Consider the following 16122-nt stretch of genomic DNA (forward strand, 5'->3'; position numbering starts at 1 on the left):
TATGTGTGATTTAGTAACAGCGATGGCCGTAGGTAGTGTGGCTTTTGGTGCTATGGGCGCATATCAGCAAAGTGCTTCTGCGAAAGCTTCAATGGAGTATCAATCTCAGGTAGCTCAAAACAATGCCATTACTGCTGAATATCAAGCGCAAGATGCTATTAAGCGTGGTCAAGTAGCGGAAGAACAGCAAAGACGCAAAACAGCCATGATGAAAGGTAGCCAAACAGCTAGATTGGCGGCTAATGGACTAGACATTTCAGAAGGTTCGGCCCTACAGATTCTATCTGATACTGATTGGATGGGTGAGCAGGATGCTTTAACTGTACGTGATAACGCAAACAGAGAAGCATGGGGCTATCGCGTGCAAGGTCAAAATGCATCTTCAAATTCTAATATGCTCAAAGCGACCGCTGACGCTCAAAATCCTTTGTTATCTGGCGCAACATCTATTATGACCAATCCAGCCACAGGAGTTGTTGCTAGCAAGTGGTATGCAATGAGCGCACCTAAAGCGTCATCATTTACCACTAACAATAGCGCTGGTGTATCTAGTTCGGTGTTTGCCTAATGCCTACCGTTCCTACCTACGATAATAACGTTCAACAAACACGTGCATTGCCTAATGCGCAGCAATCATCTATTGCCTCGCCTGAATTATTTGCTGGAATGACGCAAGCAGGCAACATGAATAAAGTTGCACAAGGCTTAAATAACTTTGGCGCAATCATACAAAAGCGTGAAGAAGAACTGGACACAGCAACAGCCTTAAATGCAGAAGTAGCGACACGCGAAGCCTATATGCAGTTTCAGACTGAGGCGAGAACGCGCAGAGGTTTGGCGGCTGATGGCTTAGCTAAAGATGCTGAAAAGTGGTGGGAAGAAACAGCACGTAAAGCCACTGAGAAGATGACACCAAATCAACAAAGACTGTACGTTGAGCGTTTGCGTGGTGTTAGGCTTTCAACCTTAGATTCACTATCACAATACCAAGATGCTCAAGTACGCGCAGCTAAACAAGAGGGCGCACTTGCTTCGATTGATTCCTCTATCAAACTAGCACTTGATGATCCAAATAATGCAGGGCTTGCATCAGAAGCGATGCGCACCATTCAAATTACAGTCAGTAAGTTAGCGGCTGAAAATGGTGATGCCCCTGAAAAAGCACAGATGGATATGCTGAAATACACCAGCCAATACCATTCTGGCATGTTGCAAAACATGATTGATGGCAATCCAGAACGTGCACGCGAGTACATGAATAAATATGGCGCTCAGATGCTACCTGCTGCGCGTGGTCAGTTCGATAAAAGCCTTGAAGTGGCAGAGCGTAACGTCAAAGTGTTTGGTGAAGTATCAACGGCAATGGGTACGGCTAAGTCTGAAACAGAAGCCTTATCTATGGTGCGAGAAAAGTTTGCAAATGATGCAGACGGTATGAAGTTAGCCGTCAATGAAGTGAAAACACGCTTCAAAGAGCAGGAAGATGCTCAACAGCAAGCGCAGAAGCAAGCGTTTGATAGGTCTTGGACCATTGCAGTAGAGCAAGGCAAAGGCAGGCGCGGTGTTGATGCACAAACATGGTCAATGCTGACGCCTCAGCAACGTGATTCTATTGATGATGAACTATATCAGCGCAACGAGCGTGTGCGTGTAGCCAATGACAGAGCAGAAACTAAGCGCGAAAAACAGAACACTGATGCGGCATGGGAAAACTACTATGCCATTCGTCAGCAAGCCAGAGATAACCCACAAGCATTCATGAATCGTGATTTGCGTGAAGATTTCAGATTGATTCCAAAAGAGAAGCGCGAAGAATTGATTGATTTGCAGGCTAAGAAGCCAGATGAATTGAAAGATGTGACCACGTTAGATGGGCAGATCAGCTTAACCGTTGGTGCTTTAGGCATTGAAAAAATAGAAAAATACAAGTTTGAAAGCGTTGTGCGTGATGCGGTGCTATCTGAGCAGAAAAAGCAAGGAAAGCCATTAAATCAAGAGGCAAGGCAAAAGATTATTGATCGTATGGTGATTGATGGTGAAGTGCCGGGTGGTGCATGGTACAGAAACGATAAAGAAGGCCGTGCTTTCGAGTTTTACGGCACGCCTGATGCGAATAAGTTTATCCCTAGCGATGACGCTATCAAACAGCGCTTTGAGAAGAATAAAGGCCGCGCACCAACATCAGAAGAATTGAAAGCAATTAAAGCAAATTTAGCAAATAAGGGGTAAAACGTGGCATTAGATGATTTAGATTCTGCAATCAACATAGCCTCAGGGGAAGTTACCAAAAACGATGACCCATTATCACGGCTAGATTCTGCGATTGATAACGTAGTCAGCACGCAGAAAAAGCGTGCGGCAACCGTTACAGGGATTGCTACCAAATTTAATCCAGACCAAATAGCACAATCCAGAGCATTAGGTCGTCAAGTTGGCTTGCCTGATGACATTTCAGAACGTAACCCTGATGAAGTAAGACGCAAATTCATTACGCAAAAGGTATCAGAGCTTTACGATACTTCACCAGTATTAGGCCGCAAGCTTTCTGATCCAGCCTTTGCAAAACTAAGCCATGACATTACCGATGAACTAGCAGGCCAAGAAAGTGCAATCAAGCAACTAGCATTAACGAAACAAGGCTTTCGTGAAGCCTCTGAGTTAAGCCGTGCCATGAGTGACCAGCAGTTTAGTAACATCATTGAGCGTGGTCGGGATAGAGTTGTAGAGCGCGGCATCGGTGATGTGGTTGGAAGTTTTGGCCGTTCTATTGCGGCAGGCTCTACAGGCAGAATCGGGCAAGGTGTTTATGGCGCATTAGCTTCACCGTTTGGGGTATTAGCACCTTTGCTAGAGCCATTAGTCGGCACAGTATTACCAGCTAACCCATTGCGCGTTGCTGAGCAAGGCTTACTCAATTTATCCAAGCAACAATCAAATATTGCTGATTCTATTGCTGGCGATAAGACTGATCAAGGCTTTGTTGAGCGCGCTGTCAATAGCGGCTTTGAATCACTTGGTATGAATTTGCCACCACTATTAGCAGGCGTGATAAGCAACAATCCATCATTAGCATTAAATGCCATGGTTTCATTAACTGGTGGTCAAGAGTTTGCCAAAGCGCGTGAGCAAGGTTTAGATGCTAATCAGGCATTAGTTTATGCAGGTTCGCAGGCGGCCGTTGAATGGGCTACTGAGAAAATTCCAGTGGACACCTTGTTTAAAGGTTTGCGTGGTGAAGATGGGTTTTTAAAAACTATTTTGCTAAGCAACGTGCAAGAGCAGTTTGGTGAGCAGGCGGCTACGGTACTGCAAGACTTAAACGAATGGGCCACACTGCAAAAAGATAAACCGTTTAGTGAATACCTTGCTGAACGGCCTGAAGCCGCATTGCAAACTGCCATCGCTACCATAGTCGGCACAACAGGACAGGTGGCAATTGCCAAGTCTATTGAAGTGGCTGGCAACTACGTTTCAACCGAACAAGAGAAGCTGCAGTATCAAAGCGATGTCGCCAATAGCTCAATGCAAGCCTTTGCTAATATCCAGCAACTAGCAGAACAGTCAAAACTCAAGCAACGTTCAGCACAAGACTTTGCTACGTTCTTGCAAGAGGCAGGTGGTGAGAATGGTTTAGATGAAGTTTACATTGATGCACGCATCTTTGTAGAAGAAGCAGAAAAGCAAGGCGTTGACCTAAATACTTTGATGCAATCATCACCAGTGATTAACCAGCAATTGCAAGAGGCAATCGCGCAAGGTGTTGACTTGGTTATACCAGTGGGTGAGTTTGGTGCGTCTATCGCTGGCACTGAATTTGGTGGTGCGATACTTCAACACTTACGCGCATATGAAAACGGCATTAGTGCATTTGAAGCGCAAACTCAATTAGATGGCGCAGTAGAAGAGTTGCAGCGTCAGGCTGAGCAAGTAGCACAACAATACCAAGATAACGAAGCATGGACACAATCGATTGCTGAGGTGAGCGATAACCTCCTAGGCCAATTAAACGCAGTTGGTAGATTTACACCGCAAAACAATCAAGCCTATGTCAATGGCTTGGTTGCACCGTGGTATTCGACACTAGCAAGCAACTTAGGCATCACGCCTGCTGAAGCTTACGCACGCTATCCATTGCAAGTAAGCGGCAATGTAACTGCTGATGGTTTTGAACAGAATGATATAGTTGGCAAGAATGAAGCATTGAGCAGTTTATCCAAGTTGTCACAAGTGGTTTACGATGAAACGTACACGCCGCAAGATGCATATGATGCATTGTATGAGGCGGCCAATCTTAAACAAAAAACAGTATTACGTGCCTTATCAAAAGAGCAGATGCTAGGCTTTGAATACCCACATCAAGCGCTAGATGAATTAAGGCGCAATCCTGAAGCTTATCAAACATCACCAGCGTTCAAAGGCATATTAACTAAGGCAGGAAATAATCAGTTTAATCAATCTGCATCACAAATTGATACGCCTGAGTTTAAAGCTTGGTTTGGTGATAGCAAGGTAGTTGATGCTAATGGTAAGCCGTTGGTTGTTTATCATGGCACAACTGCTGATTTTACAGAGTTCGATATTAACCAGTTTGGCAAAACAGATGAAGGGTATGTTGGAAAAGGGTTTTACTTTACAAATAATGCAGAAATATCTAGTGATTATGCAACGGATAGCATTTGGAGTAGCCGTCAGAAATTGGTGATAGGCGGCAATGTAAAGCCAGTTTTTCTTAGCTTAAAGAATCCATATATTACCGAAGTTTACAATGTAAGCACCGAACCTAAAGACGGTTATATAACTACAGATGAGCTTATAAGCCGTGGTCATGATGGCGTTATTGTGACGGATGAGAGTGGAACAAATGAATATGTTGCTTTCAAACCTGAGCAAATAAAATCAGCGGTTGGCAACCGTGGCACATTCGACCCTAACGATGCCAACATTCTGAATCAACCAGCGGAGCAACAAGCTCGCGGTCAAATTTCATTCAGTAACGATATTACGCAAGGCGCAAACATTACCATGCTTAAAAATGCTGATGCTTCAACCTTTATCCATGAGCTTGGACACTTTTTCTTAGAAGTCTATTCAGATGTAGCTAGCAAGCCAGATGCGCCTCAAGTGATTGTAGATGATATGAACCAGTTATTTAATTGGTTTGGCATTGAATCTACTGAGCAACCGGCAATTGACGTATGGCGCAACATGAACATTGAGCAAAAGCGTTTCTACCATGAGAAGCTAGCGCGTGGGTTTGAGCAGTACGCAATGGAAGGCACAGCGCCTACGCTTGAATTAAGTCGAGTGTTTGCTAAGTTACGTTCGTTCATGCTGTCTGCTTACAAGTCACTCAAAAACTTCTTTGAGCGTAGCGGTGAGCCTGGCTTAACACCTGAAGTGCGCCAAGTGTTTGACCGTATGTTAGCTAGTGAGGATGCGATCAATAAAGCGCAGGCGGTACGTGGCATGATGCCGATGTTTGCTTCAATGGAAGATGCTGGCATGAGCGTAGATGAATACGCTGAATACCTGCAAAACCAGCAAGACGCTACCGATGAAGCCAAAACACAACTAACAGCACGTTCATTGCGTGATATGAAATGGTTGCAAGGTGCGCGTAGTCGTGTCTTACGTGATTTACAACGTCAAGCCGATGCAGAGCGCAGAGAAGTAAGAATGCAGGTTAGGCGTGAAGTAATGACGCAACCAGTCTATCAAGCCTATTCATGGTTGAAACAAATCCCTGATGAAACCAAAGCGCAACAAGCTGAGAAGGTAAAAGCAACCAAAGGCGTTGATGTTGAAAAAGATAGTTTATATACCGCGATTGCTAAACTAGGTGGTTTAAATCGTGAGCTTGCGGCTTCTGAATGGGGAATTGACCCTAAGGATAAATTCGATTCTGGCGTATTTGGTAAGCCTGTATTGCGTAAAGATGGTGGGTTGTCACCAGATGCAATGGCTGAAGCATTGGCGCAATATGAATATTTGACCGTAGATGAAAACGGCAAATGGGATTTACGCGAGTTTGAAGATAAGTTCTTTGAAGAGGCTAGAGGCGAACGTCAATACAGCTTATTTGCAGAAGGTGAGCAATACCGTAAGTGGCAGGAGTCAATCTATGACGAACAAGAGCGAGTCAGGCTTGATGCGTTTGGCAAAGGCAAGTTAGACCTTAATAGCATGAAGGCCATGTATGGTGATGAAGGTGATTGGCGCAACCTTGGCATAGGTCGCACTGGCATGGTGATGCAAACAGGCAATCCGCCAGATGCGGTAGCGGAACTATTCGGCTTTAACAGTGGCGATCATTTAGTGAAATCATTACTGGCGGCTGAGAATCCAAAAGAATTGGTTGAGCGATTAACGAATGAGCGCATGTTGGCTGAGTTTGGTGATTTGGTTGATGCTAAGAAAATGAATGAAGCGGCTGATAAGGCCGTGCATAACGAAGTGCGTGCGAGAGTATTAGCAACTGAGCTATCTGCGCAGAATAAAGCATTAGGAAATCGCAGAATATTAGAGGCGGCAGCGAAAGAGTATGCCAATCGTCAAATTGCTGGCACATTAGTGCGTGATTTGAAGTCATCTAAATTCACTAGGGCTGAATCTAAATCAGCAAAAATGGCAGATAAGGCAACGCGCAAAGGCGATACGCAGACTGCAGTGCAAGCTAAGCGCGATCAGTTATTGAATAACCGTGCAGCGAAAGCCACGCTAGATGCGAATGATAAGGTAGATGCTACGCTTAAATACCTTAAGAAGTTTGACAGCGATGGCGTGCGCAAAAACCTTGATATTGAATATATCGAGCAGATTGATGACATATTAACGAGGTTTGATTTACGCTCAGGCCAATCGTTACGTGCGCTTGATAAACGGAAATCGTTAGTGCAATGGGTAGAAGGCCAAAAAGAAATTGGCTTGTCACCAGTGATTGATGAAGATTTATTAAATGAAGCAAGGCGCACCAGTTATAAAGACCTGCCGTTTGAGCAATTCATGGCACTGGCTGATTCTATCCGCAACATTGAACACTTAGGCAGATTAAAGAAAACACTGCTAACGGCTAAAGACAAGCGTGAGTTTGCTGAGCGCATGGCAGAAGCGCGAGAATCAATCAATAATAATGGCAATCGCATTGTGCCAGAGCGTGCAACACCGAATGACTTTATTGGTAAAACGGCTAGATATGTCAGGGAGTTTTCTGCAGCGCACCGTAAATTCTCAAGCTTTATGCGTGAGTTGGATGGTGGTAAAGACTTAGGTGTGATGCAGGATATGCTTTTATATTCCATGTATGAAGCAGGAAGCCTTGAAACCGATTTACGTGCTAAGGCGACTGATGATATGCAACGTCTATTTGCTATGATTGAAGGCACACTAGATAAGGCGGTAGGTAACTTGTATGCAATTAAGCGCATAGTGCCTGGCACGAATATCAGCCTTACGCACGAACAGCGCATTATGTTTGCCATGAATTGGGGTAACGATGGCAACCGTCAACGTTTACTCGATGGTGGCTTAGAAGGTACGCGATCAATTAGCAATGAAGATGCATCAGCTATTTTAGATACCATTACTAAGGATGAATGGGATTTTATTCAAGGCACATGGGATTACATCGCTACATTCAAGCCGATGATTGCTGAACAAGAACGCAAACTCACAGGCCGTGAGCCAGTATGGATTGACCCTTCACCTGTGAATACCAAGTACGGCACTTATGCTGGTGGTTATTTCCCTGCTAAGTACGATGCGCAAATGTCCACACGATCAGAGAGCTTGGAAGCGGTGACTGATTTGCGGATGGCAATGAAAGGTGCGTTTAATAGCTCAGGCACGCGCGATGGCTATACGCAAGCTAGGGCTGAGGCAGTCAAAGGCAGACCAATACTATTAAGCTTTGATACCATTTCACGCCATATTCATGAAGTCACTCACAGACTAGCATGGCAGGAATGGCTAACTGATGCAACGCGCGTAGTGACTGCGCTTGATGGCAATATTCGTGAGCGATTAGGGGCTGAAGCCTTACAAGAAATCCATAAGCACATTCGCAATATTGCCGTAGGTGATGCGCCAGTTGCCGGCCCTATTGATGTTGCATTATCAAGAGTTAGAACAGGTACATCAATCGTAGGCATGGGTTATCGCGTGAGCACTGCATTACTGCAACCATCTGGCATATTCCAATCATGGGGCAGGTTGGGTATTAGAGCAGTATCAAATGGTGTTAAAACTGTTCTTACAAATCCAGTGAAAACGCATGAGTGGATAATGGAAAATTCACCAATGATGCGCAACCGTGCTAAAACATTAAATCGTGAGATAAATGAAATTGTGAATCAGGTGCGTGCTGGTAAAAACCTAACAACGTTGCAGGCTTCTTATTTCTACATGATTAGCAAAATGCAGATCATGATTGATATGCCTACTTATGTTGGCGCTTATGAAAAAGCACTTGCTGATCTTGAATATGAAAAAGCAGGCAGTGAAGATGAGCGTAAGGCGATTGAAGCTAAAGCCCATTCATTTGCAGGTCAGACAGTGATTGATACGCAAACAGGCGGTGAAATTAAAGACTTGGCAGGTGTTCAAAAAGGAGGGCAGTGGGGGAAGCTGTTTACTAACTTCTACTCTTACTTTTCAGCTTTATATAACCTGAATGTAGAAAACTTTAGAACTAAAAAATTAACTAATCCTGCTGAGTTTGCAGACTTTGTAGCGACCGCATTACTATTAAACGTGATGCCAGTGATTTACTCAGTCGCGTTAAAAAACCTACTAAAAGGTGAATGTGATTGGGATGATACTGAGTGCATACTTGGAAAATATAAGACTGAACAAATGAGTGCAATATTTGGGCAAATGATTTTAGCGCGTGATGCAGGTGTTGCGCTTGACGTTGCAACTGGCGGTGATGTTTATGGTTACAGTGGTCCACCATCATTGAAATTCTTTAGTGAGTTATATAAATTCGGTCAACAAAGCGGTCAAGGTGAAGTTGATATGCCTTTGTTTAAAGCACTAAATAATGCAGGCGGTATCTTGTTTCACTATCCAGCAGGTCAAATCAATTCAACCATTGAAGGCATGATCGCAATTGAACGCGGTGAGGTTGAAGGGGTGAATATATTTGGCGCTTTAATCTCTGGCCCACCTAAAGATTAGGGTGCGTTTAAGGCTATAGAACTGATGGAAAATGTGCAAAAGGAGTTGCGCACATGACTATCAGTTCAGAAACCAGAAAAGCTGGTCCATTCAATGGTAATGGGGTAACTACATCGTTCCCCTTCGTCTTTAAAACATTCGCAAAATCAGATGTAAAAGTAATCTTTACAGACGCAAATGAGATTGAAACCATCTTAGTCCTAGACAGTGATTATACCGTCACGCTGAATGTGGACCAAAACGCGAACCCCGGTGGCAGTATTAGTTATTCAACGCTTGCTACAGGTCAGAAGCTTACCGTTTTAGGTGCGGTTGAATATACGCAAGAAACCGATGTGCAAAATCAAGGTGGCTTCTATCCAGAAGTGATTGAAAATGCTCTCGATAAAATCACCATGCTTATTCAGCAGGTGAAAGAAATCGCTGATCGTTCCATAGTTGTTCCGGCATCAAGCTCTGTTACCTCAGAAAATTACTTAGATACTATTAATACATACAAAGTTGAAGCAGCCGCAAGTGCATCGGCAGCTAGCACGTCCGCATCAAATGCAGATTCATCGGCGGTTTCTGCCTTAGTAGCTTCAGAGCTTGCCGAGAAGTGGGCATCTGAAGATGAGGATGTCCCCATAACTACCGGTGAATTTAGCGCTAAACACTGGGCAGCTAAAGCCATGGTTGCTGTAACAGGTATGTTATCAAAAGCAGGCGGCATAATGACGGGGTTACTAAGTCAGGCAGCAGGTTCCGACATAGCCTCGGCATCTACGGTAGATTTAACTGCTGCAACCGGCAACACTGTGCGCATCACAGGTACAACAGCCATCACAGCTTTCACTATGAATGCTGGTCAGCAAATGGAATTGGTGGCCGTTGGTGCACTACCTCTTACCTATAACGCAACCACAATGAATATAAATGGTGGTGTAAGTTACATATGCGCTGCTGGTGATAGGTTGAAAGTGTTTAAAGACGGTGCTGGGGTAGTGCGAGTTAATGTAACTAAGCAGGATGGGCTCCCTATTGTACCATCAACTGCTGCGGATATTGTCTCGTTTACAGCGGTGGCTAATACTCCAGCAAACTCTGTCACCATTACAGCCCCAGCAGCTACTAGGGCCTTTAGAAATTCCACGCTAAATAATGGGCAGCCTATACAAAGAACAGCAGCATCTGCCAAAACCTTGGTTATCTCGTCAGGATCAACACTAGGCATACCAAATGGAGTGTTGGGGCGAGTTGCTGTCCTAGCTATTGATAATGGCACTGATTGGGATCTTGGTGTGGTTAATCTAGCCGGTGGAGTTCAGTTGGATGAAACTAATCTTATATCTACTACTGCTGAAGGTGGTGCAGGCGCCGCTGATAGTGCCAGCGTCATTTATTCTACATCTGCCTTATCTTCAAAGCCATATAGGGTTATAGGTTTCTTAGACACTACACAGGCAACATCTGGTACTTATGTTACCGCACTGAGTTTGGTTCAAGGAGCTGGTGGCCAAGCATTGGCGGCTTTGTCTAGCTTGGGTTACGGCCAGGTGTGGACTAACGTAACAGGTAGCCGTTCAGTGTCAACCACTTATTACAACACTACTGGTAAGCCGATTCAAGTTAACGTCTATGCGGGGACTAGCGGGTCTGGTGGTTCTATGCAATTCATTGTTGGCGGTGTAACCATTGGTTCTTCAGTGAACGGGTCTACAGTCACCAACACTGGGTTTGTCAGTGGTGTAGTTCCGCCGGGTGTTGCTTATTCAGTAACAGTTTCAAATTGGGCAATTCAAGGTTGGCACGAACTTAGATAAGGAGAAATTATGTATTTTAAAGACCAACAAAACAATACACACTGGCTTGATGATGTTTCTTTTATACATCTATTGCCAAATGGTTCAGTAGAAATTACAGAGGAAGAGGCCAATATAATTAACAGCCCACCAAAGCCATTGAGTGTATTGAAAGATGAGAAAAACTTAGAAATAAATGCATCGCGGTTATCTGCAAACTTAACTACCTTCACACACAGCGGTAAAGTTTTTGCATGTGACCAATTAAGCCGAAGCGACATTGATGCCATCAATGGCAGGGTAGCAACGAGAGGGTCTTTGCCTAATGATTGGGTTGGAGGCTGGAAGGCGATAGACAATACTTATGTTGCTATCGAAACCATTGAGCAATGGAACGAATTTTACGACAGCATGGTTGCTCAGGGGCAAGCCAACTTTGCAAAGAGCCAATCATTAAAGGCTCAGTTAGCAGCGGCCACTACAGCAGAGCAAGTTTCAGCTATTCAATGGTGATGCTATGAAGCTCCTATTCAGCCGTAGGCATCACATAGGTTCTTGGCTTATCCGTTTTGTTACTTGGTCTGAATATAGCCATGTTGATTTGATTCTTGATGACACTCAGCTTATTGGTGCAATTGCAGGGGATGGCGTTGTGTTGAATAAGGTGAATGATCGCTTGGCTATATCTTCTAAGGCAATCGTAATGCATGTGCCGGTGAGTGACATTGCAGCTAGTGAGGCGTTTGCAATTGGGCAGCTAGGTAAACAATACGATTGGTTAGGTGTAATTGGTATCGGGCTAAAGCGTAACTGGCAAGAAGATGATAAATGGTCATGCGCTGAATTGGTTGCGAGCATTTTAGCGGCAGGAGGGCAGCGGCCTTTCGATAGTAAGTTTTACCACCGCATTACACCCCAGCAGTTGCTAATGCTGAATTTTGAAAAGATAAGAGTTAAATAAAAATAAGAAAGGTTGTAAATGGAAGCGCAGACAATTATCAACATATCCATTGGCTTAGTTGGTGCTTTAGGGGGGTGGGTTTTGAATAACTTGAAATCATCCATTGATGAACTGAGAAAACAAGATTCATTGCTAGCTGACAAGGTGCAGCATATTGAAGTGCTAGTAGCTGGCACTTACGTTAAGCGTGACGATATGGATAAGCTAGGCTCTGCGCTATTTGCAAAATTAGACAAGATCGAAGCCAAGCTAGACGGTAAGGCTGATAAATGAATTTCATCAAATGGGCAGATGCAAAGAACTTTATTTCAGTTCGCTCATTTGTTCTTTACGTAACTGTCTGGATGACTTGGGAAGCATTCCATTGGGCTGCTGTTTTCGCAACGCTGACAGAAAAGACCGGGGCTGATGTAGCGTTGATTATTGCCGCGGTGACAGCCCCTATTTCAGTGTTGCAGGGATTTGTATTTAAGGTTTATTCAGAAAGCAGGGCGCAATGAATTTTGAAGATGCATTTAAAAAGCTGATTGTTCATGAAGGTGGCTATGTTAACGATCCGAGAGATCCTGGTGGTGAAACTAAATACGGAATTAGTAAGCGTGCATATCCAGCGGTTGATATTAAAAATCTAACACTAGATGGTGCAAAGCTAATCTACAAACGTGATTATTGGGATAGATGCCGTTGTGATGATTTGCCTGAGGCTGTGCGATTTGATGTGTTTGATGCAGCAGTAAACTCAGGTGTTAAGCAGGCGATTTTATGGTTGCAGCGTGCGCTTGATGTTGTAGCTGATGGAGTGGTTGGTAACGTAACGCTTTCTATGGCCATGAAAACGGATGGTCATCTTCTATCTATGAAATATAACGGTACAAGGCTTTTGTTTATGACTAGCTTGCCAACATGGCCAACTTATAGCCGTGGCTGGGCTAAACGTATTGCAGAAAATATGGTGCGCTAAATGATGATTAAATTGGGTTTATGGTTATTAGGTAAGTTTAAATCTTTGTTTCAGCTGCTAATTAAGCACTGGCGCATTGTGCTGGTAGTGCTCATGCTGGTAGCTATCTGGCACTACAAAAGCGCGTTTGAGCAGGAAAAACAAGACTTCAAAGAATACATTGCCTTGGTTAAGCAAGAAGCCGAGCTGCAAGCGCAAAAGAATCAGATCATTGAAGCTAATACGCAGAAGGCAGTGGCGTTGGAAGTCAATAAGCACAAATCAATCATTGCCGATTTAAATGTAGATAGGGCACAACTTCAAAAGAAAGTGAGTAGTTTATATGCTAACAAAACTAATGCTGATTTTAGGCTTGCTTCTTATGCTGACCGCATGCTGCTCGAAGCAGGTAGTCGCAGTGCCACAGGCGAAATTGCCAGCGATACCGAAAGACTTGCCAGCTGCAGGCGAGAGCTTGACACAGCCGATACTAGATTATCAACTATCGAAGAGGCGTGCGCAGTAACAACTGCTGACTTTAACCTGGCGCGAGGTTGGATAGATTCAGTATGCGCGTATAATGACTGCACCCTAAAACAAGATTAAACAAAGCATTTAAGGTTGTATTTAGGGTATCAAATTAGTAACTAATTGATTTGTATTGTTATGTGATAGAGCTACTGCCTACCAAATTTAAAACCACTTCAAACTTGAAGTGGTTTTTTATATCCACTCGTTACTAAATGTAGATCTATTTGGCTATAGATACATCTAGGTATCACTTCACACTTCTGGTTTATATGCTTTATGTGGTGGTTAATTACAGCCAATATACTGCTCACCACAACATTGAGTTTCTTTGTCTGCTCAGTATTAAGTATTTATAGAACAGTTGGTTATCAATATTTTCATTTGTTACTCTTATTTTGGAACGCAATATGCTGAACATGGAGGCTAAAAGTTTTTTAACTTTTTCCCGTAATGATTTGGAGAGTAACTTAATGAAGAAAAGTCTTAACCGTAAAAAGAGTGCTGTTGCCGTTGCGCTAGCATGTTCTGTCATGACCGCACTGTCTCACGCTGAGGAGGCGATAAAGTTAGATAAAGTAGAGGTCACCGGTATTTTGCCTGAGAAGCTAGAGGCTGTGCCTGGCTCGTTTAATGTGGTTGATGAAAAAGAGCTTGAGGCGCGTCGCCCATTTTCTGTGACCGAGGCTTTAAATAATGTGCCTGGTGTCAATGTGGTAGGTGAAGACGCTTTTGGTCTTGGTTTAAATATCGGTATTCGCGGCATGGACCCGCGTCGTACCTCACGCACCTTGTTACTTGAAGATGGAGTGCCTTTGTTCTTGGCACCGTATGGCGACCCTTCAGCACATTATTCAACACCATTGGATCGTGTTGGTCGTATTGAAGTCGTTAAAGGCTCAGGCCAAGTGCTTTATGGCCCGCAGACGGTAGGTGGAATGATTAACTTCGTCACCAAACCAGTTCCTAAGAATGGTTTTGCTGGTAGTGTATCAGCGGTGGGTGGCAATAATGATTTTTATGGGCTACACGCTAATGTCGGTTATGGCACGGAGTTAGGTGGGTTCATGGTTGACGCGATTAAAAAAGAAGGCGATGGTATTCGAGATCATCACAAGTTTGATGTAGAAGAATATACATTGAAAGGTCAACTGAATATCACAGAACGTCAGTCGCTCATTGCTAAGGTTGGTTACTATAAAGAAGACTCGAACGTGTCGGAAACAGGTCTGGGAGAATTGGACTACGCACGAGATAAGTTTCAAGCACCTTCAGGCAAGAATGACCGCTTTGAGCATGAGCGTAAATCTGCACAGTTACAGCATATCTTCAAAATTGATGACAAAATGAAGTTATCAACACAAGCCTACTATGTTGATTCCTATCGTACTTCATTCCGTCAAACCGATGCACCTGGAGGTTATGATGATGACTCTGCAGGCAGTTCCACTGGCGTGACTGAGTTGGAACGTTGCCCAGCAGGGTTAAATGCGGCAACAGAAGCTAATGCAAAACAATGTGGTGGTCGTCATCGCCCTAGAAGCTATAACTACTGGGGGATTGAGCCTCGCTTGGATGTTAGCCATAACCTGTTTGGCATCAATAGTGATGCAGTCGTTGGATTCCGCTATCATGAGGAAGATATCAGGCGCCAACAATACCGTGGCAATACTGCTAACTACCAGAGCTTATCGTTTGCTAAAGCAAATGTACTGGCACGCGAAGACATTGGCATTAAAGTACAAGCAAAATCTTATTACGCTCAAAATACATTTTATGTGAATGACTGGTCTATTACCCCCGGGGTGCGTGTGGAAGATATTCAAATCAAGACCAATGTCAGGCGTGCGGATGGTGAGTACCAAAACAACCCTGAATCAAAATTGACAAATAACCAAACGGAAGTTCTGCCGGGTTTTGGTGTGGCTTGGAATGGTATTGCCAATACTACTTTCTTTGGCGGTGTGCATAAAGGCTTTGCACCACCACGTCCAGATCGTGACTTACGCGCTGACGGCCCAAATTCAGCTGTTGTCGATAAAACTAAACCTGAAACCAGCACCAATTGGGAAATCGGTGTACGTTCAAGTTATTTTAAAGGTGTAAGTCTTGCATCGACTTTGTTCCATACGAAGTTTGATGACATGGTTATCAATAATGGAGCTGGTAATTTTGTGAATGGCGGTAAATCAGTGATGTCCGGTTTGGAAATGGCTGGTCGTATCGATTTTGGCACGATTTATAACACAGCACATAATATCTATGTGTTAGGTTCGTACACCAATACTTTTACTGCCAAGTTCCAGAAAGATGGCGAGGTCGCAAGCAGCGGGATTGTAAGTGGTGATCGCCTACCATATGCACCAAAACACTTAGCGTCAGTTAGCTTGGGTTATCAACATCCGGTAGGGGTGGATGCACGTATCGGTGCAACTTACGTCAGTAAGCAAGAGGTTGATGCTTTTGCCAGAGTGCTTGATCCAGTAGACGCTGCGTTGTCAGGTTTGGCTGGTGATGTGCCAGCTTATACATTATTTAACGCTTCTGTTAACTTCAAACCGGTAGGGTCTAAAGCGACTTATTTTGTAAGCGGCTACAACCTAGCTGATCGCGAGTATTTGCAAAGCCGCGTAGACGGTATGTCTGTAGGCCGTGGTCGTCAGGTGTTTGGTGGTATTCGTTACGACTTTTAATCAAATGGGAATTTACCTCATAGCAATATAAAAGTAACAATACAC

At 43.9% G+C, this 16122-nt stretch carries 11 protein-coding genes; all 11 read left to right on the top strand.

The annotated features are described in order from the left end of the window. Position 1: 1 nt before the first annotated feature. Positions 2-568: a virion core protein, T7 gp14 family gene (locus VGD82_RS06670; protein ID WP_331019661.1), complete on the top strand. Its 567-nt coding sequence runs from the start codon at positions 2-4 to the stop codon at positions 566-568. Further along, positions 568-2229, top strand: a complete 1662-nt coding sequence (locus VGD82_RS06675) for a hypothetical protein (protein ID WP_331019662.1) — start codon at positions 568-570, stop codon at positions 2227-2229. Before VGD82_RS06670 ends, VGD82_RS06675 begins: the two co-directional genes overlap by 1 nt. A 3-nt stretch (positions 2230-2232) precedes the next feature. Further along, positions 2233-9174 (top strand): hypothetical protein, encoded by a 6942-nt coding sequence (locus VGD82_RS06680; protein WP_331019663.1) that lies wholly within the window; start codon positions 2233-2235, stop codon positions 9172-9174. Positions 9175-9227: 53 nt separating this feature from the next. Next, the gene (locus VGD82_RS06685; RefSeq protein ID WP_331019664.1) at positions 9228-10976 is read left to right on the top strand and encodes a hypothetical protein; all 1749 of its coding nucleotides are present in this window, start codon (positions 9228-9230) and stop codon (positions 10974-10976) included. 9 nt (positions 10977-10985) lie between these two features. Then, positions 10986-11468: a DUF4376 domain-containing protein gene (locus VGD82_RS06690; RefSeq protein WP_331019665.1), complete on the top strand. Its 483-nt coding sequence runs from the start codon at positions 10986-10988 to the stop codon at positions 11466-11468. 4 nt (positions 11469-11472) lie between these two features. Next, on the top strand, positions 11473-11916 hold the full coding sequence (locus tag VGD82_RS06695) for a hypothetical protein (protein ID WP_331019666.1): 444 nt from the start codon (positions 11473-11475) through the stop codon (positions 11914-11916). Positions 11917-11934: 18 nt separating this feature from the next. Beyond that, on the top strand, positions 11935-12189 hold the full coding sequence (locus VGD82_RS06700; protein WP_331019667.1) for a hypothetical protein: 255 nt from the start codon (positions 11935-11937) through the stop codon (positions 12187-12189). Next, the gene (locus VGD82_RS06705; protein WP_331019668.1) at positions 12186-12416 is read left to right on the top strand and encodes a hypothetical protein; all 231 of its coding nucleotides are present in this window, start codon (positions 12186-12188) and stop codon (positions 12414-12416) included. The genes VGD82_RS06700 and VGD82_RS06705 overlap by 4 nt, the downstream gene beginning before the upstream one ends. Then, entirely contained in the window at positions 12413-12877 is a 465-nt protein-coding gene (locus VGD82_RS06710) for a glycoside hydrolase family 108 protein (RefSeq protein ID WP_331019669.1), read from the top strand. The genes VGD82_RS06705 and VGD82_RS06710 overlap by 4 nt, the downstream gene beginning before the upstream one ends. Then, positions 12878-13462: a hypothetical protein gene (locus VGD82_RS06715; protein ID WP_331019670.1), complete on the top strand. Its 585-nt coding sequence runs from the start codon at positions 12878-12880 to the stop codon at positions 13460-13462. It begins immediately after the preceding gene. A 395-nt stretch (positions 13463-13857) separates the two neighbouring features. After that, positions 13858-16077 carry a TonB-dependent receptor family protein gene (locus tag VGD82_RS06720; RefSeq protein WP_331019671.1) on the top strand — a complete coding sequence of 740 codons (2220 nt, stop codon included), beginning with the start codon at positions 13858-13860 and terminating at the stop codon, positions 16075-16077. Positions 16078-16122: the final 45 nt, after the last annotated feature.

Origin of the sequence: Methylotenera sp. (genome assembly GCF_036401095.1) — a bacterium.
Lineage (GTDB): Bacteria > Pseudomonadota > Gammaproteobacteria > Burkholderiales > Methylophilaceae > Methylotenera.